23 protein-coding genes and 1 pseudogene are annotated in these 25,086 nt (G+C 36.2%); 15 read left to right on the forward strand and 9 right to left on the reverse strand.

Annotated features, from left to right (window positions below; translation table 11 throughout):
- Positions 1 to 623: 623 nt before the first annotated feature.
- Positions 624 to 1,637 (reverse strand): zinc-binding alcohol dehydrogenase family protein, encoded by a 1,014-nt coding sequence (locus IGI37_RS07600; RefSeq protein WP_438760998.1) that lies wholly within the window; start codon positions 1,635 to 1,637, stop codon positions 624 to 626.
- A 295-nt stretch (positions 1,638 to 1,932) separates the two neighbouring features.
- On the opposite strand from IGI37_RS07600, the gene clpB reads away from it, so the two are divergent.
- Both clpB and IGI37_RS07610 read left to right on the forward strand, forming a co-directional pair.
- Complete coding sequence (gene clpB / locus IGI37_RS07605; protein ID WP_438760999.1) at positions 1,933 to 4,539, forward strand: ATP-dependent chaperone ClpB; 2,607 nt, start codon at positions 1,933 to 1,935, stop codon at positions 4,537 to 4,539.
- 188 nt (positions 4,540 to 4,727) lie between these two features.
- Complete coding sequence (locus IGI37_RS07610) at positions 4,728 to 4,859, forward strand: hypothetical protein (RefSeq protein ID WP_438761000.1); 132 nt, start codon at positions 4,728 to 4,730, stop codon at positions 4,857 to 4,859.
- 65 nt (positions 4,860 to 4,924) lie between these two features.
- Here IGI37_RS07610 and IGI37_RS07615 read toward each other — a convergent pair whose 3' ends face one another.
- On the reverse strand, positions 4,925 to 5,827 hold the full coding sequence (locus IGI37_RS07615; RefSeq protein ID WP_438761001.1) for a magnesium transporter CorA family protein: 903 nt from the start codon (positions 5,825 to 5,827) through the stop codon (positions 4,925 to 4,927).
- Between the two features lie 206 nt (positions 5,828 to 6,033).
- A pseudogene (locus tag IGI37_RS07620) lies at positions 6,034 to 6,397 on the reverse strand (HIT family protein); the annotation flags it as partial.
- A gap of 151 nt (positions 6,398 to 6,548) precedes the next feature.
- Here IGI37_RS07620 and IGI37_RS07625 point away from each other — a divergent pair.
- Entirely contained in the window at positions 6,549 to 6,788 is a 240-nt protein-coding gene (locus tag IGI37_RS07625) for a hypothetical protein (protein WP_438761002.1), read from the forward strand.
- Between the two features lie 978 nt (positions 6,789 to 7,766).
- Here the strand turns inward: IGI37_RS07625 and IGI37_RS07630 are convergent.
- From IGI37_RS07630 to lepA, 3 genes are all read right to left on the reverse strand, one after another.
- Positions 7,767 to 8,219, reverse strand: coding sequence for a hypothetical protein (locus IGI37_RS07630; protein ID WP_438761003.1), 453 nt, complete (start codon positions 8,217 to 8,219; stop codon positions 7,767 to 7,769).
- 64 nt (positions 8,220 to 8,283) lie between these two features.
- Positions 8,284 to 8,709 carry a transposase gene (locus IGI37_RS07635; protein ID WP_438761004.1) on the reverse strand — a complete coding sequence of 142 codons (426 nt, stop codon included), beginning with the start codon at positions 8,707 to 8,709 and terminating at the stop codon, positions 8,284 to 8,286.
- A gap of 998 nt (positions 8,710 to 9,707) precedes the next feature.
- A complete protein-coding gene (lepA, locus tag IGI37_RS07640) occupies positions 9,708 to 11,543 on the reverse strand; it encodes a translation elongation factor 4 (protein ID WP_438761005.1) in 1,836 nt (611 codons plus the stop codon).
- Positions 11,544 to 11,690: 147 nt separating this feature from the next.
- On the opposite strand from lepA, the gene IGI37_RS07645 reads away from it, so the two are divergent.
- The 3 genes from IGI37_RS07645 to IGI37_RS07655 are packed head-to-tail and all read left to right on the forward strand — an operon-like array spanning position 11,691 to position 14,135.
- A complete protein-coding gene (locus IGI37_RS07645; protein WP_438761006.1) occupies positions 11,691 to 12,911 on the forward strand; it encodes a GNAT family N-acetyltransferase in 1,221 nt (406 codons plus the stop codon).
- Positions 12,912 to 12,971: 60 nt separating this feature from the next.
- Entirely contained in the window at positions 12,972 to 13,451 is a 480-nt protein-coding gene (locus IGI37_RS07650) for a nucleoside 2-deoxyribosyltransferase (RefSeq protein ID WP_438761007.1), read from the forward strand.
- 21 nt (positions 13,452 to 13,472) lie between these two features.
- The gene (locus IGI37_RS07655) at positions 13,473 to 14,135 is read left to right on the forward strand and encodes a hypothetical protein (RefSeq protein ID WP_438761008.1); all 663 of its coding nucleotides are present in this window, start codon (positions 13,473 to 13,475) and stop codon (positions 14,133 to 14,135) included.
- Positions 14,136 to 14,229: 94 nt separating this feature from the next.
- Here IGI37_RS07655 and IGI37_RS07660 read toward each other — a convergent pair whose 3' ends face one another.
- On the reverse strand, positions 14,230 to 14,382 hold the full coding sequence (locus IGI37_RS07660; RefSeq protein WP_438761009.1) for a hypothetical protein: 153 nt from the start codon (positions 14,380 to 14,382) through the stop codon (positions 14,230 to 14,232).
- 327 nt (positions 14,383 to 14,709) lie between these two features.
- Between IGI37_RS07660 and IGI37_RS07665 the strand changes: the two genes are divergently transcribed.
- The 5 genes from IGI37_RS07665 (at position 14,710) to IGI37_RS07685 (ending at position 21,443) form a co-directional block, all read left to right on the forward strand.
- Entirely contained in the window at positions 14,710 to 14,895 is a 186-nt protein-coding gene (locus IGI37_RS07665; protein WP_438761010.1) for a hypothetical protein, read from the forward strand.
- 354 nt (positions 14,896 to 15,249) lie between these two features.
- Entirely contained in the window at positions 15,250 to 16,695 is a 1,446-nt protein-coding gene (locus tag IGI37_RS07670; RefSeq protein ID WP_438761011.1) for a glycoside hydrolase family 1 protein, read from the forward strand.
- Positions 16,696 to 16,697: 2 nt separating this feature from the next.
- A complete protein-coding gene (locus IGI37_RS07675) occupies positions 16,698 to 18,104 on the forward strand; it encodes a PTS transporter subunit EIIC (RefSeq protein WP_438761012.1) in 1,407 nt (468 codons plus the stop codon).
- Positions 18,105 to 18,186: 82 nt separating this feature from the next.
- Positions 18,187 to 20,313, forward strand: coding sequence for a glycoside hydrolase family 65 protein (locus IGI37_RS07680; protein WP_438761013.1), 2,127 nt, complete (start codon positions 18,187 to 18,189; stop codon positions 20,311 to 20,313).
- A 278-nt stretch (positions 20,314 to 20,591) separates the two neighbouring features.
- A complete protein-coding gene (locus IGI37_RS07685) occupies positions 20,592 to 21,443 on the forward strand; it encodes an AraC family transcriptional regulator (RefSeq protein ID WP_438761014.1) in 852 nt (283 codons plus the stop codon).
- Between the two features lie 142 nt (positions 21,444 to 21,585).
- Here the strand turns inward: IGI37_RS07685 and IGI37_RS07690 are convergent, their stop codons facing one another.
- Entirely contained in the window at positions 21,586 to 22,077 is a 492-nt protein-coding gene (locus tag IGI37_RS07690) for a hypothetical protein (protein ID WP_438761015.1), read from the reverse strand.
- A 697-nt stretch (positions 22,078 to 22,774) separates the two neighbouring features.
- Here IGI37_RS07690 and IGI37_RS07695 point away from each other — a divergent pair.
- Positions 22,775 to 22,990 carry a hypothetical protein gene (locus IGI37_RS07695; RefSeq protein ID WP_438761016.1) on the forward strand — a complete coding sequence of 72 codons (216 nt, stop codon included), beginning with the start codon at positions 22,775 to 22,777 and terminating at the stop codon, positions 22,988 to 22,990.
- A 105-nt stretch (positions 22,991 to 23,095) separates the two neighbouring features.
- On the opposite strand, the gene IGI37_RS07700 is transcribed toward IGI37_RS07695, so the two are convergent.
- A complete protein-coding gene (locus tag IGI37_RS07700; protein ID WP_438761017.1) occupies positions 23,096 to 23,623 on the reverse strand; it encodes an HdeD family acid-resistance protein in 528 nt (175 codons plus the stop codon).
- A gap of 142 nt (positions 23,624 to 23,765) precedes the next feature.
- On the opposite strand from IGI37_RS07700, the gene IGI37_RS07705 reads away from it, so the two are divergent.
- The 3 genes from IGI37_RS07705 (at position 23,766) to IGI37_RS07715 (ending at position 24,853) form a co-directional block, all read left to right on the forward strand.
- On the forward strand, positions 23,766 to 23,987 hold the full coding sequence (locus IGI37_RS07705; protein WP_438761018.1) for a hypothetical protein: 222 nt from the start codon (positions 23,766 to 23,768) through the stop codon (positions 23,985 to 23,987).
- A gap of 23 nt (positions 23,988 to 24,010) precedes the next feature.
- A complete protein-coding gene (locus IGI37_RS07710) occupies positions 24,011 to 24,217 on the forward strand; it encodes a hypothetical protein (protein ID WP_438761019.1) in 207 nt (68 codons plus the stop codon).
- 162 nt (positions 24,218 to 24,379) lie between these two features.
- A complete protein-coding gene (locus IGI37_RS07715) occupies positions 24,380 to 24,853 on the forward strand; it encodes a hypothetical protein (RefSeq protein ID WP_438761020.1) in 474 nt (157 codons plus the stop codon).
- Positions 24,854 to 25,086 lie beyond the last annotated feature (233 nt).

Here is a 25,086-nt window from a genome sequence, read left to right on the forward strand (position 1 = left end):
GAAAAGATTTCGACTGAATCTCTTAACCTTCTTTCAATTCATAAGCTTTTACGTATCTTTCTAAAAGCTGAGCGTGAGGTTGGGATAGAAGTGTTTAACTCCGAGAAATAAGAAGGAATTCACGGAAATGACAAGAAACACGAAAGACTTTCTTTCGATGTTGATTGATTCCTACGTGGTGCTCTTCAAATTTTTGTGACCAGGTAGGTACTGTTCTACATCTATTTACTTTGTAAATAGTGTTTCACAGCAATTTCAGCTTATTTTTCGAACCTTCAACTCTAGCATGTCTCATGCTAGAGTTGAAGGTTCTTATTGCTGTAAAACACAACGAAGTATGAGTTGATGTTGCACAGTACCTACTCGGTGCTGTAAAACACAACGAAGTATGAGTTGATGTTGCACAGTACCTACTCGGTGCTGTAAAACACAACGAAGCATGAGTTGATGTTGCACAGTACCTACTCGGTGCTGTAAAACACAACGAAGTATGAGTTGATGTTGCACAGTACCTACTCGGTGCTGTAAAACACAACGAAGCATGAGTTGATGTTGCACAGTACCTACCCGGTTCTCGGAGTTAAACACTTCTCGGTTAAAACAGATAGGAATGCCTGTCTGCTTTATTTAACCTTAATCACTAGCTTACCAATTGTTCGATTGGTTTCTAGTCTGCGATGGGCTTCAAAGATAGTTTCAGGAGACAGTTCTTGGAGGGTCTCTGTGTGTGTAGAAACAATTGTCCCGTCTTCTAGTAATTGAGCAATCTTTTGTAGGATTTCCCCTTGAGACTCAATATTGTACCCATAATCTGTTTTGGCAAACATGTACTCCCAATCAAAGCTGGCTGATTTGTTTTTTAAGATAGATAAATTGACTGGTTCTTTCGCTTCAACAATCGAGGCTAAATGGCCAAAGGGCGCCAAAAAGTGTGCCATTGATTCATAATAGGCATCAGTTGAATGGAGAAGGAGAATTCTTCTAACCTCTGTTAAATTAAGTTTTTGCATCTGTTTTACTAAATCTTCGCGATGGTTGAGTGCGATATCTGCGCCCATCTGTTTAATCCACTCCGTTGTTTCCCTTCTTGAAGCTGTCGCCAAGACATTCAGGCCGGCCCATTTGGCTAACTGAATTGCTACTGACCCAACACCCCCAGCACCATTGACGATAAGAATGGTTTCATCCAAATTGCCCGATTTTTTTGCCAATAGGTTCATTTTTTCAAACAAAACCTCAAAAGCAGTCAAACCTGTCAACGGCATTGCGGCCGCTTTTTCAATAGATAGATTTTTTGGAAGCCGAGCTACTAGGCGAGCATCCACTACTTGATGTTCTGCATAACTGCCCGCTCGTTTATTGGTTCCACTATACATTACAAAATCCCCAACCGAAAAATCAGTTACCTGTGTACCAGTCTCCGTTATTTTCCCAACTGCATCAAAGCCTAACACCTTCCATTGATCAGAGGCCCATATTTGACGTAATTTCGTATCCACGGGGTTCACCGAGATAGCTTGAACTTCAACTAATAGGTCAAAGGGCTTGAGAGAATCCAAGGTCCATTCAACTTCTTCAAACTGATTTCCTTCGATTAATGCGAACCCTTTTTTAAATGCAATTGCCTTTGTTTTCATCTGTTTTACTCCCATCTATAACTAATGTGACCCACAAAAAAACCTTCTATTTATTACTGATTAGTGTATCATCATTTGTAAAAGAAAAGAAATGAATTGTCTGACTTTTCTTAAAAGTAAACTAGAAAGCTTACTCAAACAACGAATCAGAGGTCTTTTATATTACGAATAAACGAACAAAAAAAAGTTCTTAATAAAAGGTTAAAAAGGAATGATATCTTTTGACCATTATTGACCATAGGAGTATACTAGATTTTGTAAGGCGAAATTGATTATAGAGTGGAGGAAACCATTTATGAATATTGAAAAAATGACCACAACCTTGCAAGAAGCGATTGCAGAAGCACAAAACGTTGCAATCACGAGAAAACATCAAGAGATTGATATTGTACACCTTTGGAAAATTTTCTTACAACCAAACCATTTTGGTCGTAACTTTTATACAGATGCTGGACTCGATGTTGAAGCATTTGAACGTGAGATTGACTTAGCTTTGGACGAGTACCCGACTGTTTCAGGTGGTAATGTTCAATACGGTCAAAGCATGAGTCAAAATCTATTTCATTTATTAAATGAAGCAGATAAACTTCGCGAGAGCTTTGGCGATGAATTTTTATCAACTGAGATTGTTATTTTAGCAATCATGAAGCTAAAAAATTATCGTTTAACTAACTATCTAGTTGCAAAGGGCTTAACTGAAAAAGAACTACGTAAAAATATTGAAGAGATGAGAGGGGGAGACCGTGTGACTTCTCAAAACCAAGAAGAGCAATATAAGGCTTTAGAAAAATATGGCGTTGACTTAGTTCAACAAGTAAAAAGTGGAAAACAAGACCCTATCATCGGTCGTGATGAAGAAATACGTGATGTGATTCGGATTTTGTCAAGAAAAACCAAAAATAATCCGGTCTTAATCGGGGAACCTGGTGTTGGGAAAACGGCTATCATAGAGGGATTGGCTCAACGAATAGTTCGAAAAGATGTGCCAGAAAATCTGAAAGATAAAACGATTTTCTCTCTAGATATGGGCGCGTTAATTGCTGGCGCTAAGTTTCGTGGGGAATTTGAAGAACGCTTAAAAGCAGTTCTAAAAGAAGTGAAAAAAAGCGATGGCCGAATTCTTTTGTTCATTGATGAAATTCATAATATTGTTGGTGCAGGAAAGACAGAAGGCAGTATGGATGCTGGAAATCTATTGAAGCCAATGTTAGCAAGAGGTGAGCTTCATTTGATTGGGGCAACAACATTGGATGAATACCGACAATATATGGAAAAAGACAAAGCGCTTGAACGGCGTTTCCAAAAAGTGCTTGTTCAAGAACCAACCGTAGAGGATACCATCAGTATTTTGCGTGGACTAAAGGAACGCTTTGAAATCCACCACAGTGTTAATATTCATGACAATGCTTTAGTTGCGGCAGCGACTCTATCTGATCGTTATATTACTGATCGTTTCTTGCCAGATAAAGCCATCGATTTAGTGGATGAAGCCAGTGCTACCATTCGCGTGGAGATGAATTCGATGCCGACTGAGCTAGACCAAGTCACGCGCCGCTTAATGCAATTAGAAATCGAAGAAGCTGCCTTAAAAAAAGAATCCGATGATGCAAGTAAAAAACGTCTGCTTGCCTTACAAGAAGAATTAGCTGAGCTTCGTGAAGAAACCAATGCCATGAAAATGCAATGGGAGACGGAAAAAGAGGAAGTTAATGCCGTTTCAAATAAACGAGCTGAGATAGATAAGGCCAAACACGAGCTTGAAGATGCTGAAAATAACTACAATTTGGAACGAGCAGCCGTTTTACGTCATGGCACGATTCCTGAATTGGAGAAAGAATTAAAAGCACTTGAAGAAAAGAATGAAAAAGAGAACATCCGGATGGTTCAAGAGTCTGTAACTGAAAACGAAATTGCTGTAGTGGTTGGCCGTTTGACTGGTATTCCAGTAACGAAACTGGTTGAAGGGGAACGCGAAAAACTAATGAAGTTAAACGAAACGCTTCATAAACGGGTTATTGGTCAAGACGAAGCGGTTGATGCGGTTAGTGATGCTGTGATTCGTTCACGTGCTGGCTTACAAGATCCAAACCGTCCATTAGGTTCCTTCTTATTCTTGGGTCCTACAGGTGTTGGGAAGACAGAATTAGCCAAAGCCTTGGCTGAAAATCTATTTGACTCTGAAGATCACATGGTGCGAATTGATATGAGTGAGTATATGGAAAAACATTCTGTTTCTCGCTTGGTCGGTGCCCCTCCAGGATATGTGGGGTACGAAGAGGGCGGTCAACTAACAGAGGCTGTGCGCCGTAATCCCTATACGATTGTTTTGTTAGATGAAATCGAAAAAGCTCATCCTGATGTCTTTAATATTCTTTTACAAGTCTTAGATGATGGGCGTTTGACGGATTCAAAAGGACGTGTGGTTGACTTCAAAAACACCGTGATGATTATGACCAGCAACATTGGTTCTCAGTTATTGTTAGACGGTGTAACACTTGATGGAACCATACCAGAGGCGGTTGAAGAAGGTGTTCGAACGATGCTAAGAGGTAGCTTTAAACCTGAATTCTTAAACCGAATTGATGATACGATTCTATTTACGCCATTGAGTCTAGAAAATGTGAAAGGCATCGTTGAGAAGATGATTCAACAATTAGCCAAACGTTTGGAGCACCAAGAAATCCAACTAGAAATTAGTGACGATGCAAAAACATGGATTGCTGAAAATGCTTATGAACCAGCTTATGGTGCACGACCACTGAAACGATTTATCACAAAAGAAGTCGAGACACCGTTAGCTAAAGAGATTGTTTCTGGTAGAATTATGCCAAAAACAAAAGTACTTGTCAGCATTTTGGATAATACATTAGTCTTTCAAAATGAAGCAATCGAAGAAGACTAAAATAGATACGATAAGTACGCTAGTTTAGTCATTTAGAGAGAATAGGTACAGTCAGCTCTGTTGACTACTACCTATTCTTTTTCATAAAATTTTCTGTCGAAATAAAATAATGTATATATTTTTGAATCGCTTATACTAAATACTCAAGAAATTCTTAAGGAAGAAAAAGCCAAGTAGCACATAAAGGTTTGCTTGCTGCAGGTAAAATTATTGCGACAACAGCTTATGATTTACTTACAAATCCAGAGTTAGTTGTAGCCGCCAAACTGGAGCATGAAAAAAACTTAAATGGCAATACCATTATTACTCTATTTAAGTAACAAGGCTGCGAGACTGTACCATTCTCATGATATGGCTCGCAACCTTTGTTATTATTCGGACAACTCTATTTCATCAGTCGATTGAGGATAAATGAAAGGGCTAACCACAAGACAACGCTGATTCCAATGGTTATCATCCATCCAAAGATATTGTGTTCTAATGGGAGAGGCATATTCATCCCAAAAAAGCCAGTGATAATCGTTGGCACAGTTAGTAAAATAGACAAGACCGTTAAAATTTTCATCGTATCGTTCAAATTGTTGTTTAAGACATTATTATAAGTGCCTGACAGCTGTTGCAAAATTTGTGAAGATAACTGAGTCATTTCAACCAGCTGTCTCGCTTCAATTAGCACATCATCTAGGCGTTCCTTTTCACTTTCTGTCAGTAAACGGAAAATCTGATGTGCTTTGACCTGTTCAAGAAGAACGACATTTTGTTTGGAAGCAGAAACAAAATAAATAATCCCAGTCTCTAAATCTGATAATACAAGCAAGTTTTGTTTGGTCGTTTTTTGTTTTAACTTATTATTAATTAGTTTACGTTCTCTATCCATTTCCTCAACATATGGAAAGAACGAATCAATAATCATAAACAAACTGGCAAATAGAAACTGAAAAATACTCTCTACTTTTTCTGCTGCCACTTGTTTCATCATAATATCCAAAACGTAATAATTGAGCTCATTTGTCACTGTCAAAAGTGTGTTATCCTTTATAATAAAAGTCATCGGAATCGTTTCATAATGGTTATCATTTTTGAGAGGATTGGTCACGTTAAAGATTAAGACAAAAGTATTTGTCCGTTGATCATAATCTAAATGGGCACGCTCGTTTTCATCTAACGAGTAGTCCACGATTTCCTCATCAATTTCATAACTTTGATAGACTCTTTTTAATTCAGATTTATCTTCAGTATGAATATTTATCCAAGTCACTTTATTTGTTAATGGTGTTTTTGTAAGCATTGATATCACCTCTAAAATTATTCGTGCTTTTCCTAGTATAACAGGAAGTCTGAGAAAAACACAAAATGTTCTATGAAAAAAATTAAGATGAGTAATCAGACAAACTGCTTAACTAATCATCGGTTCAGAATGAGTCAAAAAAATGAGTAAGTAAAGCATGAATCTCATCATGCTTTTCAACAGAATAGGCCATTTAGGGGAGATCAATTTGTTTTATTATAGAGCCAGACAGGCATTTTCAGACAATACTCTGTTTCCCATAAATAACGCGGAAAAATATATGCATGTAAGTACGCATCCGTGTTACCCAAGCTATCATAATTAATTCGTAGTGGGTGACAAACCTCAAGCAATGCGTCACCAACCGAGCGCATTTCTAACAAAAACTGACTGCGCTCTTCTAGAGGAAGGTCATTCAAAGAAAAAATTTCCCGCTTGGGTAATAGTACGCAATATCCAGGTAAAAATTGAACATTGCCAAATGCTAAAAAACTAGTCTTTTAGTTCTTTAATAATCATCGGATTCGTGCCATTTTTCGCTGATAAAATACGATTTTCTGTCCAGTCCATGCGTTCATTCACTCCAATCTATGTTACTAAAAAGTATATTTGGATTACAAAGAATGTTTACTAGCAAGCATTCGCTAAAAAAGAATTTCAACCCATTCGTATTTTTCTGCAGAGTTATTGTATAATATAAACTAAAAGGAGATGGATTCCCATGAAAAAAGCCAGCTATATTATCGTTTTCTCATTATCAAATGGCAAAGAAATACAAGTGACGTATACTACAGAAAAAAAAGATAATCCCTTTGAATTATATCTAGAGGTTCTTCAAGAAAAAGGGGATTTTTATCGTGTGATGGATGATTTCGGAAAATACCATAATATCCATAAAAAATCGATTATTGATATCGAAATTACGCCAATTAAGTCATCCATTAAAGATGTTCAAGTGTAGAATAGGTTAGAAAATTGCTTCTGTCTTGTTAAAACAGATAAATACAGGTTAATATTTGAAGATAAATGAGGCCCAGCATAAAATGCCGAGTCTCATTTTTTATACACCCAATTTATCTTTTAAAGCTTCTGTAAGAGTCGCAGAAAAGTTTAGCCTACAAGATTGCTCTGCTCATTTAAAATATTTAAGTATAGATAGGGGGGATAGCTCAATATGACGGGGATATAAATTTATTTTTTATAACCTACTTTCCTTTTTCTACTTAATCAAATAGACTATTCACACATAAAAAGGGCCTACTTAAGTTTGTACTTTCATATAGGGGTCTGCACTAACCTTTCATTTGTCTAACGGTGTCGAACAATTTTTTTCGATATTTTTACCATTAGTATAAATATCATGGTTACTTTCGTGTCTCACATACCAAAAACATTTTGTTTAAGCTGCTTCAAGAGCAATCTAGTCTTCATTTGCTCTCCTTTCTAACTATGCGCATTTAATACGTATCAGTCAAATATTTTAGTTTATATCGACTAATAAAAAATTCTCAATAAAAGGGCGGTTGACTTTTATCCCTAGAAGAGCTCTCTGCTTATATTAAATACTAATTTTAGAAATCTTTCATCTGATACCCATCTATAGTATTTACAATTCAGAACATAACGTAAAAAACTTCCTTTTGATTAATAGGCACAAAAGGAAGGGAGATTATTCAATCTGAGTTTGATTTGTTTAATCTATAATTCTAGTAATTACCATAGCTTAGATAATCTAGTGGGAGATGAATTAACATTGATTAGATCGGAACATAAGCTATTTGTTAAAATGGGGCTAAACAAATTTAGAATGATACATTGAAAACTTGGTTGCTGATATTTTCAATGTTAGCGAATAGTGACTGTAGGTAAGAATTAAAAACCGCTCTTAATTGAGCGGAAGTACATAGTATATAGAATTTTTTATGTTACTCATCGACTACTATTTATTATTACTTTGATACCATTGAGCAAACTCTAACATTTCTTTATCTGAGTAGTCCAAGCTTTCAAGAACCTCGGCAAGCTTTCTAATATCAGTATTAGAATCGTTGTCTTCCACTAATCTTCCCTTACTTACCTTATAATATAATGGTGGCTTCATCTTGCCATCAATATTTCCTTTCAACTCAAGAGTCATCTCGTTATTTTTCAAATCAAATAACATTTCAAAGTAATCGTAATCAATACTTTTTTCTCTAGTCATAATCACATAACCAGTCGAATCTGTATATTTAATTTCTACACCTTGCTCATCTAACCCCTTTTTCATCTTTTCATTAACTTCAGCTAAGCTAGATTCTGTCGATTGAGCTTCTTTATCTCCACTTGCCCCACAAGCTGTAAGGGATAAAGATAAACCGATTATCGTTAAAACGAATACTATTTTTTTCATTTTTTCCTCCTAAAAAATCAGTTAATATAACAGATATGATTTTATCATATCTCTAAATTGATAGCTAGATAAAATTAAATATTGCCCAACTTAGAACTTCTTGGTTAATCATTTGAAGAAGTTCTTGATTTAGACCTTCTAGTAGTGTGATATTTTCTGAAAGTACAGTGAGTACGCGAGAAAATGTCGATTTAGAAGGAACTTCTTCAGCGTATAAAAAGCCGAGACTCAGTTTAAAAGCAGCATCTTCTTTAAGACGTTGGATCAGTGCATTCATTGTTGGTATCTTTTCTAAAAAACGCGTAAGAACAGCGCGAATGGTACTTGCATAATTAACAGTAATTGGTGTACCAACAGCAGTATCTTTCTTAAAAAGGGAGGTTAGTTTCAAAAAATCAATTGGGGAGAAAATCTCCGCGTGTCTCTCTTTTACATCAAGTGATGCCAAAATGTCTAGCTCAAACAGTGTAGGTTGTTGTATAATGGTCATAGGGAATCCCTCCTTGTGATTACGTGTCCTTAACAGACTAACTAATTGTAACACATGGGTGGTTCCTTTTTTATACCTTTGAATCCCTTTGGTAGCAAGTCCTTATAATTATGAAATTGATTCAATTACAATAATGTATTTACATTTTTTCGAAAAAAAGGCAAACTGTTAACAGAGGACATACAGGATACAAGGAGGAACAGTTTTGCGTAATATTCTCAACATATTAACTATGCCCCATTTTTGGGTTGGCTTCATTTCTTTGATATTTCAATATCCAATTTATAAAATCATTTCTAAAAAAACTAAAATTAAATTTTTTTTCAGATTCAATCTTTCTTCTTTTTTAAGCTGTTTGTCGTTTTATCTTTTATGGTTTTTAGGGTTTACTATATGGGTCATCCAACAGGATAATTCCCCTATGCCTGTTTCTGAATATGGTTTTGCATACGGAATGGCTATAATAATACCTTTGATGTTTATCCCGTGGGTATGGATTTTCTACACTGTCCTAACAAATGTATTAATTTTGATATACCGACAATATAAAAAGCCTCTCGGATGAAGGGAAGTACATAAAAAATACCACCATATCATTGGGGACATGATGGTAACGGAGACTTACTTAATCTTGATAATCTGATTTCGTAAGCGGATTGGTCTAATCGTACGAGCTTCTAAATCCAATAAATCGTCGCACACATCTAAATAGCCAGCTTTTAGATCACTATCAGCTGGCTTATTCGTGGTTGAATGCAAAGTCTATTAGTATTCCATCTATAGTAATCATTATTCTCACCTCAAAGATATGGTAAGAACGTCTGTTTGTTTTGTAAAGTGGGAGCATTTATGAATATTATATTTGTAACTAAATTGCTTATGTATAAAAAATTATTGGAAAATGACCAAAAAAATAGCCACTATCAAATCACAAACAAGTAATAGTGGCAAATACTGCAAAACGCTTTGTTTCACAAAAATATTTTCATAAAAACAGCTTACTTCTTGGGTTCGTCTTCATCCATTTTCAGAACTGCCATGAAGGCTTCTTGAGGGACTTCGACTGAGCCGATTTGTTTCATTCGTTTTTTTCCTTCTTTTTGTTTCTCTAACAATTTACGTTTACGAGAGACGTCACCACCATAACATTTAGCTAGGACATTTTTACGAAGGGCTTTGATGTCTGAACGAGCAACAATTTTTTGACCAATTGCGGCTTGTATAGGGACCTCAAATTGTTGACGAGGAATCAGTTTTTTCAGTTTCTCAACGATTGCTTTTCCACGTTCATAAGCAAAGTTTCTGTGAACAATAAAACTTAACGCATCTACTTTTTCAGCATTCAAGAGGATATCCATCTTCACTAGACGACTTTCGCGATAGCCGACCAATTCATAGTCAAGAGAGGCATAACCTTTTGTACTCGATTTTAGTTTATCAAAGAAGTCAAAGACAATTTCTGATAAAGGAATTTCGTACACGACATTTACACGATAGTCATCTAGATAATCCATCGTTACAAAGTCGCCGCGTTTACGTTGAGACAGTTCCATCACTGCACCTACATAATCATTTGGCACCATAATTTGAGCTTTTACATACGGTTCTTCAATTTTTTGAATACTTACTGGATCAGGAAATTCTGCTGGATTATCAACCACTACAACTGAGCCATCTGTTTTTTCAACATGGTAAATTACCGATGGAGCGGTTGTAATCAATTCCAAATTAAATTCCCGTTCCAAACGTTCTTGAATAACATCCATATGAAGTAAACCAAGGAAGCCACAACGGAACCCAAACCCTAATGCTTGAGAGGTTTCTGGTTCAAACTGTAAGGCTGCATCATTTAATTGAAGTTTTTCTAACGATTCGCGTAAATCATTATAACGAGATGTATCAATAGGGTACAGTCCGCAATAAACCATTGGATTCATTTTTCGATACCCATCCAAAGCTTCTTCTGCTGGATTATCAGCTAAAGTTACCGTATCCCCAACACGCGTATCTTGCACTGTCTTGATACTTGCTGTGATATAGCCGACATCACCAACCATCAAGAAATCTCTAGAGATTGTTTTAGGAGAGAAGACGCCAACCTCTGTTACATCAAACGTTTTTCCGTTACTCATCATCTGAATCTTATCGCCTGGTTTGACAACACCATCCATAATACGGACATTCAAAATTACGCCACGATAGCTATCGTAAATTGAGTCAAAAATTAAGGCCTTAAGAGGCGCTTCGACATCTCCGGAAGGCGCAGGGACGTATTCGACAACCTGTTCCAAAATTTCTTCAATCCCGATACCAGCTTTGGCACTCGCAAGAACTGCTTCGCTTGCATCAATACCAATCACGTCTTCAATCTCTTGACGCACGCGTTCAGGATCTGCCGCTGGTAAATCAATTTTGTTAATGACTGGTAAAATTTCTAAATCATTATCCAATGCTAAATAAACATTGGCTAGTGTCTGGGCTTCAATTCCTTGCGCTGCATCGACCACTAAAACTGCCCCTTCACAGGCTGCTAAGCTTCGAGACACTTCGTAGGTAAAATCGACGTGCCCTGGCGTATCAATTAAATGGAAAATATAAGTCTCGCCATCCTTAGCATCGTAAGTCAGCTCAACTGCATTTAATTTTATCGTGATGCCACGCTCACGCTCAAGGTCCATCGAATCCAAAAGCTGTTCTTGCATCTCACGAGTAGTGACCGTATCTGTTTTTTCAAGAATTCGGTCAGCTAACGTTGATTTCCCATGGTCAATATGGGCAATAATAGAAAAGTTTCTAATCTTTTCCTGTCGTTTTTTCATGTCGTTTATATTCATGGATTAATTCCTCATTTCTTTTAATCAGCACTTACCATTATACCAACGAAATCATGATAATTAAAGTATTTTTCAAAACACTAAAAATTCCCTCTTTTTTCATCGATTTGTTATACTATAGATATTAAGGAAACTGGAGATGAAAGAATGGACCAAAAAGATTTTCGAGAGAGTCTTGAATTAAAACAGGTAGGCGAGGAGCACGTTAGACAGTTTAACGAACTTTTATCCTATGTATTTCAAGTAACCCAATCAGATATAGAAGAAAGCGGTTTTGAAAATAAACGGGAATTTATCAAATCAAAACAACCCATCTTAGAATTATCCAAAGTTTTTGGCTGGTTTCATGAAAATAAACTCATTTCACAAATTGCGATTTATCCATGTGAAGTTAATATTCATGGGTCTCTTTACAAAATGGGGGGCGTAACAGGGGTGGGCACCTATCCCGAGTATGCAAATCACGGCTTGATGAAGGATTTGATTGCTTTAGCGCTTAAAGATATGCGTAAGGACCAGCAGTGGATTTCTTACTTATATCCGTATAATATCCCATATTATCGTCGTAAAGGCTGGGAGATTATGTCGGATAAGCTGACATTTAAGATTAGAGACACCCAGCTGCCCAAACAAGTCCCCGTAACTGGGATGATCGAACGATTGGCGGTGACACATCCAGATGTGATGCGTGTTTATGATCAGTTTGCCCGTCAAAATCACGGATCTTTAATTCGAAGCGAGTTTAATTGGGAAGAATATTGGCGCTTTGAAAACGAAGAGGAACGAACAGCAGCTGTTTATTATGGAGCCAATCAGGAGCCACTTGGTGTACTCTTTTATTGGGTTGCAGAAGAGGTCTTTCACATTAAAGAAATGTTTTACATTAATCAAGAGGCTAGAAATGGTTTATGGAACTTTATTGGTGCGCATTTTTCCATGATTTATTGGGTCAAAGGTGACATTTATAAAAACGAACCTCTTGCGTTTCTATTAGAGGATAGCCAAATTAAAGAGGCAATCGAGCCGTACTTTATGGCAAGAGTCGTTGATGTCAAAGAATTTTTAGCTATCTTTCCTTTTGCAAGTACCGCAAAACCGTTCCATTTTATTATTGAAGACCCAATTGCTGAATGGAATAACGGAGTATTTAGTCTTCTGTGGGATGAAAACGATCAGGTCCATATTTCAAACGAACCTCTTGGTGCACCTGTTAAGCTTGATATCCAAACGTTTACTTGTCTTATGATGAATTATCGCCGAAACTCCTATTTATATCGAATCGAGCGGATTGAAACAGATAAAGAAACACTCAATAGTTTGGAAAGAATCATTCCAGATACGGAAGCATATTTTAGTGACTACTTTTAAATAGAAAAGACAGATGATAAAATGAACAAAAATTAAGGGAAAAGAAAAAGGGGTTAGACAATGAATATTTATTTTGCAGCACCAATGTTTGCGAAAAGTGATTTACTTTATAATGCATCAATCGTCGAAAAAATCAGAAACTTGTCTAAAGAAATCTCTGTTTATTTACCACAGGAGAACGGGGACATTAATGATAAAACAGCTTACGCTAATAGCCAAATGATTGCTTTAGCGGATACTGAGAAAGTTTTGGAAAGCCAGCTGATGATTGCTTTATTGGATGGTTTGGTGATTGATCCGGGCGTAGCTTCAGAAATTGGTGTGGCTTACGCAAAAAACATTCCCGTGATTGGTTTGTACACTGATACACGGCAACAAGGAAGCGACAATCAGAAAAAACTAGAAGCGCTTGGTTCGGTTGCTGAAAATCAATTCCATTATGTTAATCTCTACACCACAGGATTGATTAAGTTAAATGGAACAATTGTATCAACTGAAGAAGAATTAATGAAAAAAGTGAAAGAGTTTATCAAGAAGTAACAAAAAAGGGAGTGTACAATCATGCAAAACAATGAAAAAAAAGTTCAGTTGTTCATGTTACTCTTTGGGCTATTTGTTCTTGGGTATAGCATTTACGAATTAGTGATCGGCAAGTTTTCTCAACGCCAATCCTTGATTCTAATCATCGAAGCAATCGCCAGTATCGCCTTAATTTATTTACCACAAATCGTTCGAAAGCTATTTAAAGTTGAAATGCCTAGTTCCATTATTTATTTCTACTGGTTTTTCTTATTAATCTCAGCTTTCATTGGTACAGGTTTACATGTGATTAGTTATATTTCGTTCTGGGATAAGATTCTTCACGCGGTAAGCCCAATGCTTTTAACAGCGTTAGGATACGGATTAATTGGTTTCTTCATGAAACAAGCGAAAATTGCTGATGCAAGTCCTTGGTTATTCTTGTTATTTGGGTTTGCTTTTGCTGGACTTTGCGGTGTTTTCTGGGAGTTTTGGGAGTTTGGCTGTGATCAATTCTTTGATATGAACTTACAACGCTATATGACCAGTGGTGAGACCGATTTGATTGGTCGAGCAGCTTTGATGGATACGATGGGGGATCTAATCACTAACACAATTGGAGCCTTAGTAATGGGGATTTTTGCATGGGTCAATAGTCGTAAAAATCCAATGTATTTCGAAAATTATCGAATCATAAAAAGGTAGGATAGTCCGCATTCAACGCCAAACATGAAGCAAACAAGAGCAAAATTAAAAGAGTAGCCAACAATTAGCCGTTGTCTACTCTTTTTACATGAACTTATCCAATTTGTTTGACTCTCCCGCCTATTTGATTTGCAAATTTTTCTGCATGCTCTTTACATGAAAAAGTCAGTAAAATTTGTGGATTTTTGATTCGTGTTCGTTGACCATTTTTGGTAATGTACCCATGAAGAACTTTTACAGCAAACATAGACATCCGCTCCTTTCCTATTTGTGTTAATAATAGGAGGTTTTACTTGTCACGTCAAGGAATCTGACTTTAAATTGAACAAACTTAGTAAACAAATCAAAATTTTAAAAAAAGTAAATATTTTCTGAAGAAAAGTTGCAAATTTAATTAATTCACCTAATCAAAAAAAGATACTTACGGAGATTTTTTTAATTGTTTTACGCAAATCATTTTATCATATAAAAGAACCTTTTTTATTATCTGAACTATGAGAATGATTTTTCGACTTCAAGAGACTTGCAATTACTTCTGAAAATTGTACAATACAAAAGAAGGGGCTGTGATACGATGGAATCCTACGAAAAACAACTAGAAGACTTAAAATCGGGCACACTTCAAGAAATTGAAGTCTCAAGAGAGAACTTTTTCTTATTTAGGGAAGCTTGGTTAAATAGAGAAGACCGCAAATATTTTGTTGGAGAAGCTCATTTAAACGGAGCTATTACTTACCGATATAATCCAAATGTCTTATAAAAGGGAAGAGTGGCTGTAATAAAAAGTCCTACTTCTAACAGAATTTAATGAAAAGGAGACACGCTCATCCGATCTATTCGGAAATTGAGTGTGTCTCCTTTTCATTGTTGTCCCAACCTCCACTTTGAATTTGAGACTGCTATTCATCTAAGTTTCATTTCATCTAATAAACGAAAATCTGCTTTAAAAGTCAAAGTTTTACGTATTAGGAAGATTCGACATGTATTTTAAACTAGACAATATTTGAGAATGATTGAACAATTTTTGGGGAATTAAATTGCGCTTTCATGACTATAATAAAAGTATACACAAAGGTGTAAACAGCTATTTTTAGAAATGGGGATGACAGATACTATGCAACAGGAAAGGCGTTTTTTATGGGGTGGTGCTATCTCCGCAGCCCAAGCAGAGGGCCATTATGTGACCGAGGGACGCTTGCCCTCCAATTTTGATTTTTTACCACTAGATGACCGTCGCTTAAAGGCAGTATATAAGAATCAAGCGGATTCGATTTTACAAGAAGAACCGGAGAGAATTTATCCTGGCCGTTTTGGGAATAATTTTTATGAACAGTATCAACAAGACATACAGCTATTACACGAATTAGGCGTAAATAGCTTTCGCTTTTCCATCTCATGGTCGAGAATTTTCCCAACTGGAGAAGAAAGTGAACCAAATTCAGCTGGGTTGGATTTTTATGACAGGGTCTTAACCGAGTTAGAAAAATACGACATGGAACCAGTAGTCACACTGTCTCATTTCGAAATTCCAATTCATTTAGTGGAAAAATATAATGGTTGGGAAAATTTGGAAGTTGTTGATTTATTTGTTCATTATGCTAAAACGGTCATGACAGCATTTGGTCATCGAGTGAAGTTATGGATTCCTTTTAATGAAATGAATATGGTTCTACACATTCCTTTCATTGGTGGTGGTGTGCTATTTGATACTGATAAAGATAATTTATCCGTTCAATTTCAAGCGGGACATCATCAACTATTAGCCAACGCTCGTGTGATTGAAGCTGGCAGGAAAATCAATTCTGAGATGCAGTTTGGGGCTATGTTGGCAGCTGGAAAAACGTATGCTTACACGTGTAATCCAAATGATGTCTTTGCTGCTTTACAACAAGAAAAGGAAAACCTTTTATTCTCCGATGTTCAAGTCTTTGGTGAATATCCAACTTTCTTTCAAGCGTATATGAAAAAGAAACGGTTACAACTAAGAATCTCTGAGACTGACTTAGAAATTCTACGTAAGAATACTGTCGATTTTGTTTCTTTCAGTTACTATTCTAGCGCTTGTACGGCAGCTGAAGAAAGTGGGAAGGAGCGTGTTGCTACCAATGGCTACACCACAATTCGAAATCCCTACTTACCAAAAAGCAAAAGCGTATGGCAAAATGACCCCTTAGGCTTACGTATTACATTAAACCAATTGTATGATCGTTACAAAAAACCACTATTTATCGTTGAAAACGGGATTGGAACGCAAGATACTTTTAGTGATGAGCAGGTGCATGATGATTATCGGATAGTTTATATTCAAGAACATGTTAAAAATTTACTATTGGCCGTGGATGAAGACGGGATTGATTTAATGGGGTATTTAATCTGGGGCATTATTGATTTACCAAGTGTCAGTGAAGGTCGAATAAGCAAACGTTATGGCGTGGTTTATGTTGATCAAGACGATGAAAACAAGGGGACTCAAAAACGTTATAAAAAGGATAGTTTTTACTTTTATCAAAAAGTTATTGCCAGTAATGGTCAATATGTTTTCAAAAAGGAAGGGGAATAAAAATGAGACAGTATGAACAGTTAGCAAAATCAATCATCCAACAAGTTGGTGGCAAAAATAACATTAACTTTGTCGTTCATTGTGCCACCCGATTACGCTTTAATTTAACAGATTATTCTTTAGCTAATACGGAAAAATTAGCTAAAATTGATGGGGTCGTGGGTGTTAACCCGACCCCAACACAATTGCAAATCATTATTGGCAGTCATGTTGGGGACGTTTTTGAAGAAGTTGTGAATCAAGGGATTGCCACTGATAGCAGTGATATAAAAGAGGTTAGTCAAGTAATCGACAAAGACACAAATCTTTTCAATAAAGTGATTGACACGATTACGGGTTGTATGACTCCTATGATTCCAGCGTTAACAGCAGCAGGAATGATTAAGGTTATACTATCCCTTTGTACAACGTTTAATTGGTTGTCTAATGAATCCAGTACGTACCGCGTTTTAGATTTCATTGGAGATGGTGCTTTTTACTTTATGCCGATTTTATTAGCAATTTTTGCAGCTACTAAATTCAAAGTGAACACTTCGATTGCCGTAATTGTTGTTGGAGTCTTTTTACATCCAAATTTCACAAGCTGGATATCATCTGGAGAGCCGATTTCCTTTATCGGTCTGCCTATTCAACCAGTGATTTACGCAGCGTCTGTCATTCCAGCTCTATTAACAATCTGGATGATGTCTTATATTGAAAAGGGTGTAGATAAAATTACCCCACAGGCTTTGAAAATCATTTTAAATCCTACTCTGGTCTTATTAATCTCGGCACCTCTAGCTTTAATCGTTGTGGGTCCTCTAGGAAATTATGCCGGACAAGGATTAGCTTGGGTAATTAACTTATTGCAGGGGCAATTAGGCTTTATTATGGTGGCACTTTTAGCTGCAGCAATGCCCTTTATCATTATGACTGGGATGCATCACGCGTTAACACCGATTTTTGTCGCATCTTTTTCCGCAACTGGAACAGAATCGTTAATTTTAGTGGCACAAATTTGTGCCAATTTAGCTCAAGGTGGTGCTTCACTTGCGGTTGCTTTAAAATCAAAAGATAAAAGTGTAAAATCAATCGCCACAGCAGCTGGGATTTCAGCAATCATGGGGATTACTGAACCGGCCTTATATGGAGTTAATTTAAAATATAAGAAACCACTAATCGCTGCATGCATCAGTGCTGGAGCTGCGGGATGTTTTGCAGGCTTCTTACATGTTACACTTTATGTACCACAAAATAGCTTGATGGCAATCTTAGGTTTTTCTGGAGATAAAGGTACCGCAAATGTTATCGCTGGGTTAATTATGATGTTACTCTCAGTGATTGGCTCATTTATCTTAACCTTAATCTTACAAAAAGATGAGAACAAGGCTGTTACATCCACTAAAGAAGTGCAAAAACAAGTAGCATAATCATTAATCATAATTGTAGGGTAGAAGTTTCTTTTTCTACGCTACAATTTTTTGAAGACGCAAATTTTTGAGGAGAAGGACGATGAAAATATTTTTAAATGATTACAATCAAGAAACGATAGAAAAGGCCGAAAGTATCTTGTTTAATGGCAATGGTTTTGTCGGCTTGCGAGGCAATTTAGAAGAAGATTACTATAATCACTTTGCGACTAATCGAGAAACTTATCTCAACGGTTTTTATGAAAGTAAAACTATTAATTATCCTGAAAAAATGTTTGGTTTTACACCTAGCGGAGAAACAATGATTAGCGTAATTGACGGGCAAACAACTCTAATCACCATTGGTGGCGAGCGCTTTTCGATTATGACGGGAACGATTAGTCAGTCTAGTCGTTATTTAGACATGACTAAAGGAATCACCGTACGAAAATTGGTTTGGACTTCTCCTGCTGGGCTAAAAACAAAAATAAAAATTTCCCGCTTGACTTCATTTGTCTATAAAAATATTTTTGCTATGAAAATTGAGTTTGAACGTTTAAACCACAATGCGGAGATCACTTTAAGCACGCACTTAAACTTTCATCCAATTCGCACCATTGATAAAAACGACCCCCGTATGAGTCACGAGACCCAATCTATACAGGTAGAGGAGATTGATTTACCTAATAAAACCTGTACTTTTACAACGTTAACCTCCCAATTAAAAGCGCAATTGCAATGGCAAATTAATAGTCAACTAGAGCAAACTATTCAAGAAAAACGGATTGTCTTAAATTCTATCCTAACAACAGACAGCTATGAGAAAAAATTAAGTTATGCTTTTGCTGATGAAAATCATACCGGAATTGAAAAAAACTTTGATGAATTACTAGCTCTACAAACAACATATTTAGTTGATTTTTGGCGAACTGCTAAAGTTGAAATTGCTAGTGAAGAGAACTTAGAAGAAAGTGTCAATTATGGTACCTACGCATTATTGCAATCCTTAGGGACAAACGGTACGACCAGCATTGCTGCTAAAGGATTAAGTGGCAGTGGTTATGAAGGTCATGTTTTTTGGGACGCGGAGATGTATGTCTTTCCTGTCTTCCTGCATTTACAGCCACAATTGGCAAAATCTCATCTAAATTTTCGATACCAAACATTGGAAAAAGCACGAGCAAACCGACAACTATTTGGTTATTCACAAGGCGCATTATATCCGTGGCGCACGATATCAGGTAGCGAATCCTCACCATTTTTTGAAGGGGGATCAGCACAACATCATATTAACTCAGATATCGCATATGCTTTCATAAACTACTATCGCTATACAGATGACTTGGACTTTATGAAGGAAGCTGGTTTTGAAGTCTTGTTAGAAACAGCTCGGGTGTTCACTGAAATTGGCTATGAAAAAGCAGGCTCTTTCCACCTTGATAAGGTCACTGGACCAGACGAATATACCGTTTTAGTTAATGATAATTATTATACAAACAAGATGGTCGCTTATCAATTCGAATGGATTGGAATATTGGCACAGATAATTGCTAAAGATGATCCTAAATGTTGGGAACAATTAGTGGCCAAACTTAATGTGACATCAAAAGAGTTGGAGCAGATTCAACGTTACAGCAGGAATATGGCTTTGCCTTTTGATAAGGAACAAGGGATTATTGCCCAAGACCGTGAGTTTCTCAATAAAAGCGGATGGCCTTATAATCCTGAAACAACAAAGCACCCTCTACTGTTAAACTACCACCCATTAACCATTTATCGCTATCAAATTTCTAAGCAAGCAGATGCTGTATTCGCATTAATGCTTTTCCAAAATCAGTTTACAACAGAAACGATCCAAAGAAGCGTAACCTATTATGACCAAATAACAACTCACGATTCTTCTTTATCGTATTCGATCTTTTCAGCGGTATATAGCCGTTTAGGAGACATGGAAAAAGGCTATGAATATTTCTTGAAAAATGCTCGTACAGATTTGGATAATTTACACAAAAATACAAAAGATGGGATTCACACAGCTGCAATGGGAGGGACCTTTATGGCTATTTTATACGGCTTTTGTAACTTACAAATTAAAGATAACGCCTTGACGTTAGATCCCCATTTACCTGCTGAAATTCAATCGATTGCTTTTACGACTCAATTTAAAAATGAATGCTATCGAGTTGAAGTAAATCACAAAAGTCATACGATACAAAAGGTAACATCGTGAATTTTCTTAAATGAACTTCGTAACCAGACAATAGGGGGAAGCTCTTCTAATGCTTTAAATTAGATTCCCTGTAACTTTTGGAAAATCCAATCAAAAAAGGGGACTGTTAAACTGTATATTGAATGATTACATTTTAAACCATCTTCCAAAATAACGTTTTCAGGAGAAATAGGAGAGCAACTAAGATACTTTGAGACAGACTTTTGGTTGTATATTCGAAAGTGCTATTTACTTTTTTTCATTTATTTTGCATGATAGGAAAAGAGGAGGCGACAACAATGGCAATTTATTTGGAGATTCCACGGCTTGATCCTGATTTTCCTTTTCGGATGTTGATTAATGATGGGAATATTTTAACAACTCCCCATTGGCATCGAGAAATTGAATTAATTTATGTCACCAAAGGAACGATCTCTTTGGGAATTGACGATGTTCCTTATCAATTATCCGCTGGCGAAATTGCTTTTGTTAGTGGTGGCTTAATTCATTATGTATTAGCTTCTCCTGAAAGCGAACGTTTTGTCTATCAATTTGATCTTTCATTTTTTGGTGATTTAAACACAGAAAATATTGATTTGCATAGTCTACTTTTAGAATTAGAACCTCTCAGCTCCAACTGGAACAATGAACAAGAAAATAAAGTTCGCAAGTTGTTAGATGATGTGACGGCTGAGCTGCAGAATCAAAAAACAGGCTATCAGTTTGCATTGAAGGCTACTATCTTTCAGTTGATTACAATCTTAATTCGAGATATCCCGATGCGTGTAAAAAATCCCCGTGAGATAAAAATTTCCACGACAGATGTTTTGGAAAAATTAGACAAGGTTTTTCGTTATGTGGAAGACAATTATCAAACTGCACTTACTTTAGAGGAAATCGCTGAAGTTTCCGGGTACAGCACATTTTATTTCACGAAGTTTTTTAAAAAAAATACTGGTAAAACATTCCTAACCTTTTTAAATGATTATCGGATTGATAAAGCGAAGTGGTTGTTGATTACTACAGATTATCTGGTTTCTGAGATTATTACTCAAACTGGTTTTGAAAGTGACAAAACATTCTATCGCCTATTTAAGAATTCAATGGCGATAGCGCCATTGGAATATCGCAAACGAATGCAACTAAATTAAAAGGGCTGGATAAAAAAATTTGCTTCAAAGAACGGCTCTTTTTTATAAAACACGCAAGAATTCCTTCCAACATTAGGAAAATTCTTGCGTGTTTTCGATTTAGAGACTCCCTTTTTGACGCTAGCTATTCATAAGATAGTTCTCAGTTCTCTGGATAAATCTGTTCATAGTAAGGTGTTTCAGAATCGTTCTGATGAACAATTCCTTGTCGTTTGCCGTTATACTCATGCTCGTTAATTTCAATCAGTTTTTTAGGATTTGATAGATAGAGATAGTGGGTCATCGCGTCATCTGATCCCGTTGCTTCTATTATATAGATTTTGTCCTGATTGGACTTAACTGAATTGGCTTCAGGTGTATAAATCTCTATCGATTGTATAGTAGTATCTGAAACTGCGCTGATTGCCTCAATTATTTTAGTAACATCGGCTGGGGCCTCAGCTATAGCCGAACGACTTTCTGTTACCGCCACAGAATTAGATTCCTCTAAAACGGTTGAACTAGTAGAAACAGATGTGCTTGCTTCTGTCTCTGCAGTATTGACTGTTGATGCTGTTTTCTTAGGAACCGAGGTGCAGGCGCCTAAAAGGAACAGCAATAAGAATAAACTCACCAGTCTGTGCTGTTTTTTCATATGCTTAATTCTCCTTATTCTTAGATTTTAGAATCGTTAAAACTGTTAGTGGGAGACACAGAACTATATACCCCACGACTGTAAATAAGATTGCTTTCATCCAGAAAATTCCCCTAGAAAAAAGAAGAATCGCTCCATAACCTGCCAAAACAGAGAGGAAGTAACAAATAAATAATTGAAAAAAGCGTTTGAATGACATAATTTTCTTCCTTTACAATAAATTTACTATAAGTTCTAAAAAGCATTACGCCCATTATAACAAATTAAGACAACTAATCTAAAGGATTTTGTTTGTGAAATCTGCTAGAGTAGATAGAAGAAGGTCAATCAAACGTGTGAAAGGAAAAGGGGCCGCTTTCCTCCCATACTTTCGACTACGCACTTCTTTCAGCTAATAATTCATATGATTAGAAAAAAAAATTGAAGAGCGTGGGTGCAGAAGTAACTCCTGTCCCAATCTCTTCAATTTAGGCGATTTGCCCCTGCCAAGGTATTTTGAGTATAGCATGAAAATGACTCCAAATAAAAATTTAACTGCTACTTTTCGTGAAGCTCAAATAAGTTGCGTATATTAAAAGTGTAACGTAAAAAGCGACCACAAAGGAAATAAAGCGCTGTTATAAAATTTCAAAAAAAAAGAAAAAAACAGCTTTAATCTAAGAAATAAGGTATAATTGATAGATAGGGAGGCGATATTGTGCAAGAAAATCGACAAATTGACCAACTAAAAAAAGATAAAATGAAATATGTTCAGCGCCTTGCTGCCTATTATCAACAAATTGACTCTGTTGAGGTTGGGGAAAAACGAGATCAAATAATTAAAGAAATATTAAATAATCGCCAAGAAATATTTTCAATAAATAAACAACTTGAGGAATTAGAAAAGAAATCTGAGGAGAGCGGAAAATCATGACTCCACACTCAAAAAAATAGGGTAGAACACGGATTAATTGCCATGTTCTGCCCTATTTGCATTTGCACAAAACCCCACAGTTTAGTTGATAGGTAACTTAAAAGCTTAACGATAAAGCTTTCTTAATTGGAAATAGTTAACCAACTCTGAGATACCGTTAAAAATAAGTAAAATCCCAAAGACTTGGCAAACGACTAATAATGTTTTGAACGGATTAAACATCAATACTAATCCAGCGACTATCATCACGCCACTAAAAAGTAACCAAAGTCCCTTGCCTTTTTTTGCATTTAAAGCCTGCAAAAGTTGTGAAGCGCCGTTTACTACGATTAATAAACCTAAGAAAAACGGTATGATACTAAGAATTCCCTTTGAAAAGAACAAGACGACGAACGCAAGTAAAAAGAAAAATAAGCTCGTTGCCATACTAAAGCCATAACTCCCCGTTTCTTTTTGAAGTCTGACAGCTGCCAAACAGTTGATGACGCCCATCAAAATAAAGTAACCAGCGATAAAATAAATGATTGCTTTAAAGAAAAAAGCTGGATTTACACAAGCAAAAATTCCCACTAATGTATAGGCAATTCCTCTTAAAATTGCATATTTTTGAAATTGTTTAAAAAAAGCTTCCATGTCTATTCACCCTTTCTGCTTTCATTGTACCAAATAAACGAACGAAATGACGAATCATCTGCTGTCAAAAGAACCATTTTGATTGTGAAAACGAAAACAATCCGCTATAATGCATGTAAGGATAAAAGTGGGGGGATGCTTTGTGGAAATAATAGACACAAAATATGCTGAAATGGACCGTCATTTTACTTCTGTTTATAGGGATATGGTTTGCGGGATTGAGTATGATTACTTAGACGACGCAGAGCAATGGTTGATTACAACTTGGGGCAAACAAGAAGGTCACCTAATTGAGTTATTTAAAACAAATCCTCAATTGGAAGTGGATGCTCAACTCCTGTTGGAAAAACTGGCAAAAAATTAGGATGTGGTAGGAGGTTTCTTTGGATGCAAGAAGAACAAGTTGAATTAGGTCAAAATTATCAATGTCAACCAGTTGGGTTTGAAAATATTGTTGTGGGTGAGGTTGTTTCAAAAATGGCAAATTGCGCGGTGATTCGTGTCAATTCATGTGAAACGACTGATGCACAACAGCTAGAAGCAAAATCAAATATGGTTGTTGCAAGATATGATACATTCACCCATGCACGTTAACAGATAGACACTATCGTTTATCTTCAATTTAGAGATTGTGGTATCAGTCACCTCGACTAATAGTACAATCTCTTTTTCTTTACAGAAAAAAATTCTTATTCATTTTGCGTATAGTCTGTTATGATTAAGAAAGTATTTAACAAAAAAGGATGGGAGAAATTCATGAGTCTATTTACGGTGTTACTCTTCTTATTTGTAATTATCATGTTTTTATATTTAATGATGGTAAGAAAAGAGATTCGTATTAAAGCAGTCAGGAGAAGAAATACGACTGTCTTTATAGTTTGTATTACTATTTTGACTCTTTGGCTAACGGTTACCACCTATACAACGGTTGATGATCGTTTACGTGGCATTCTCTCTGCGCTGATATTTTTGAGCTTTTTATTAGACAGAAAAGGGCTTAGTGACGAGAGAATTATTCTAAATGTTTTTGATCGTCGAGGGGTCATCTATTCAGAGATTGATCGAGTTGTTTTGTATCAAACCAACGATTCAAGCGAGATTAAAATGAATTTTTTTAGAAATGGCTTAAGAGGGCCACTTCTAAAGTTTTCGCTTCCTGTTGAAGAATTAGTTCTTTTTCTTTCAACAAAATTAGGCGAAGAAGCAGATCTTGAAATTGTTATCGAATAATCATCAACAAAAGAGTCTTGCAGCCTGTTCGAACTTTTAGCACCCGAGTGAAAAGTTCTGAGGGCACCTATGCAAGCCTCTTTTTATTTTCTGAAAAAAAGACGAATGTTTTCTAATTGCATTGCAACTGTTTAATCATCTATTTAACATGTTGGAGGTATAAACTTACAGTTATTAATTTTTTTAGGATATTCATGCAGTTTGAATGATTTATTCTGAATAAAAAGAATTGG

The organism is Enterococcus sp. AZ194 (assembly GCF_051713825.1).
Taxonomy (GTDB): domain Bacteria; phylum Bacillota; class Bacilli; order Lactobacillales; family Enterococcaceae; genus Enterococcus_K.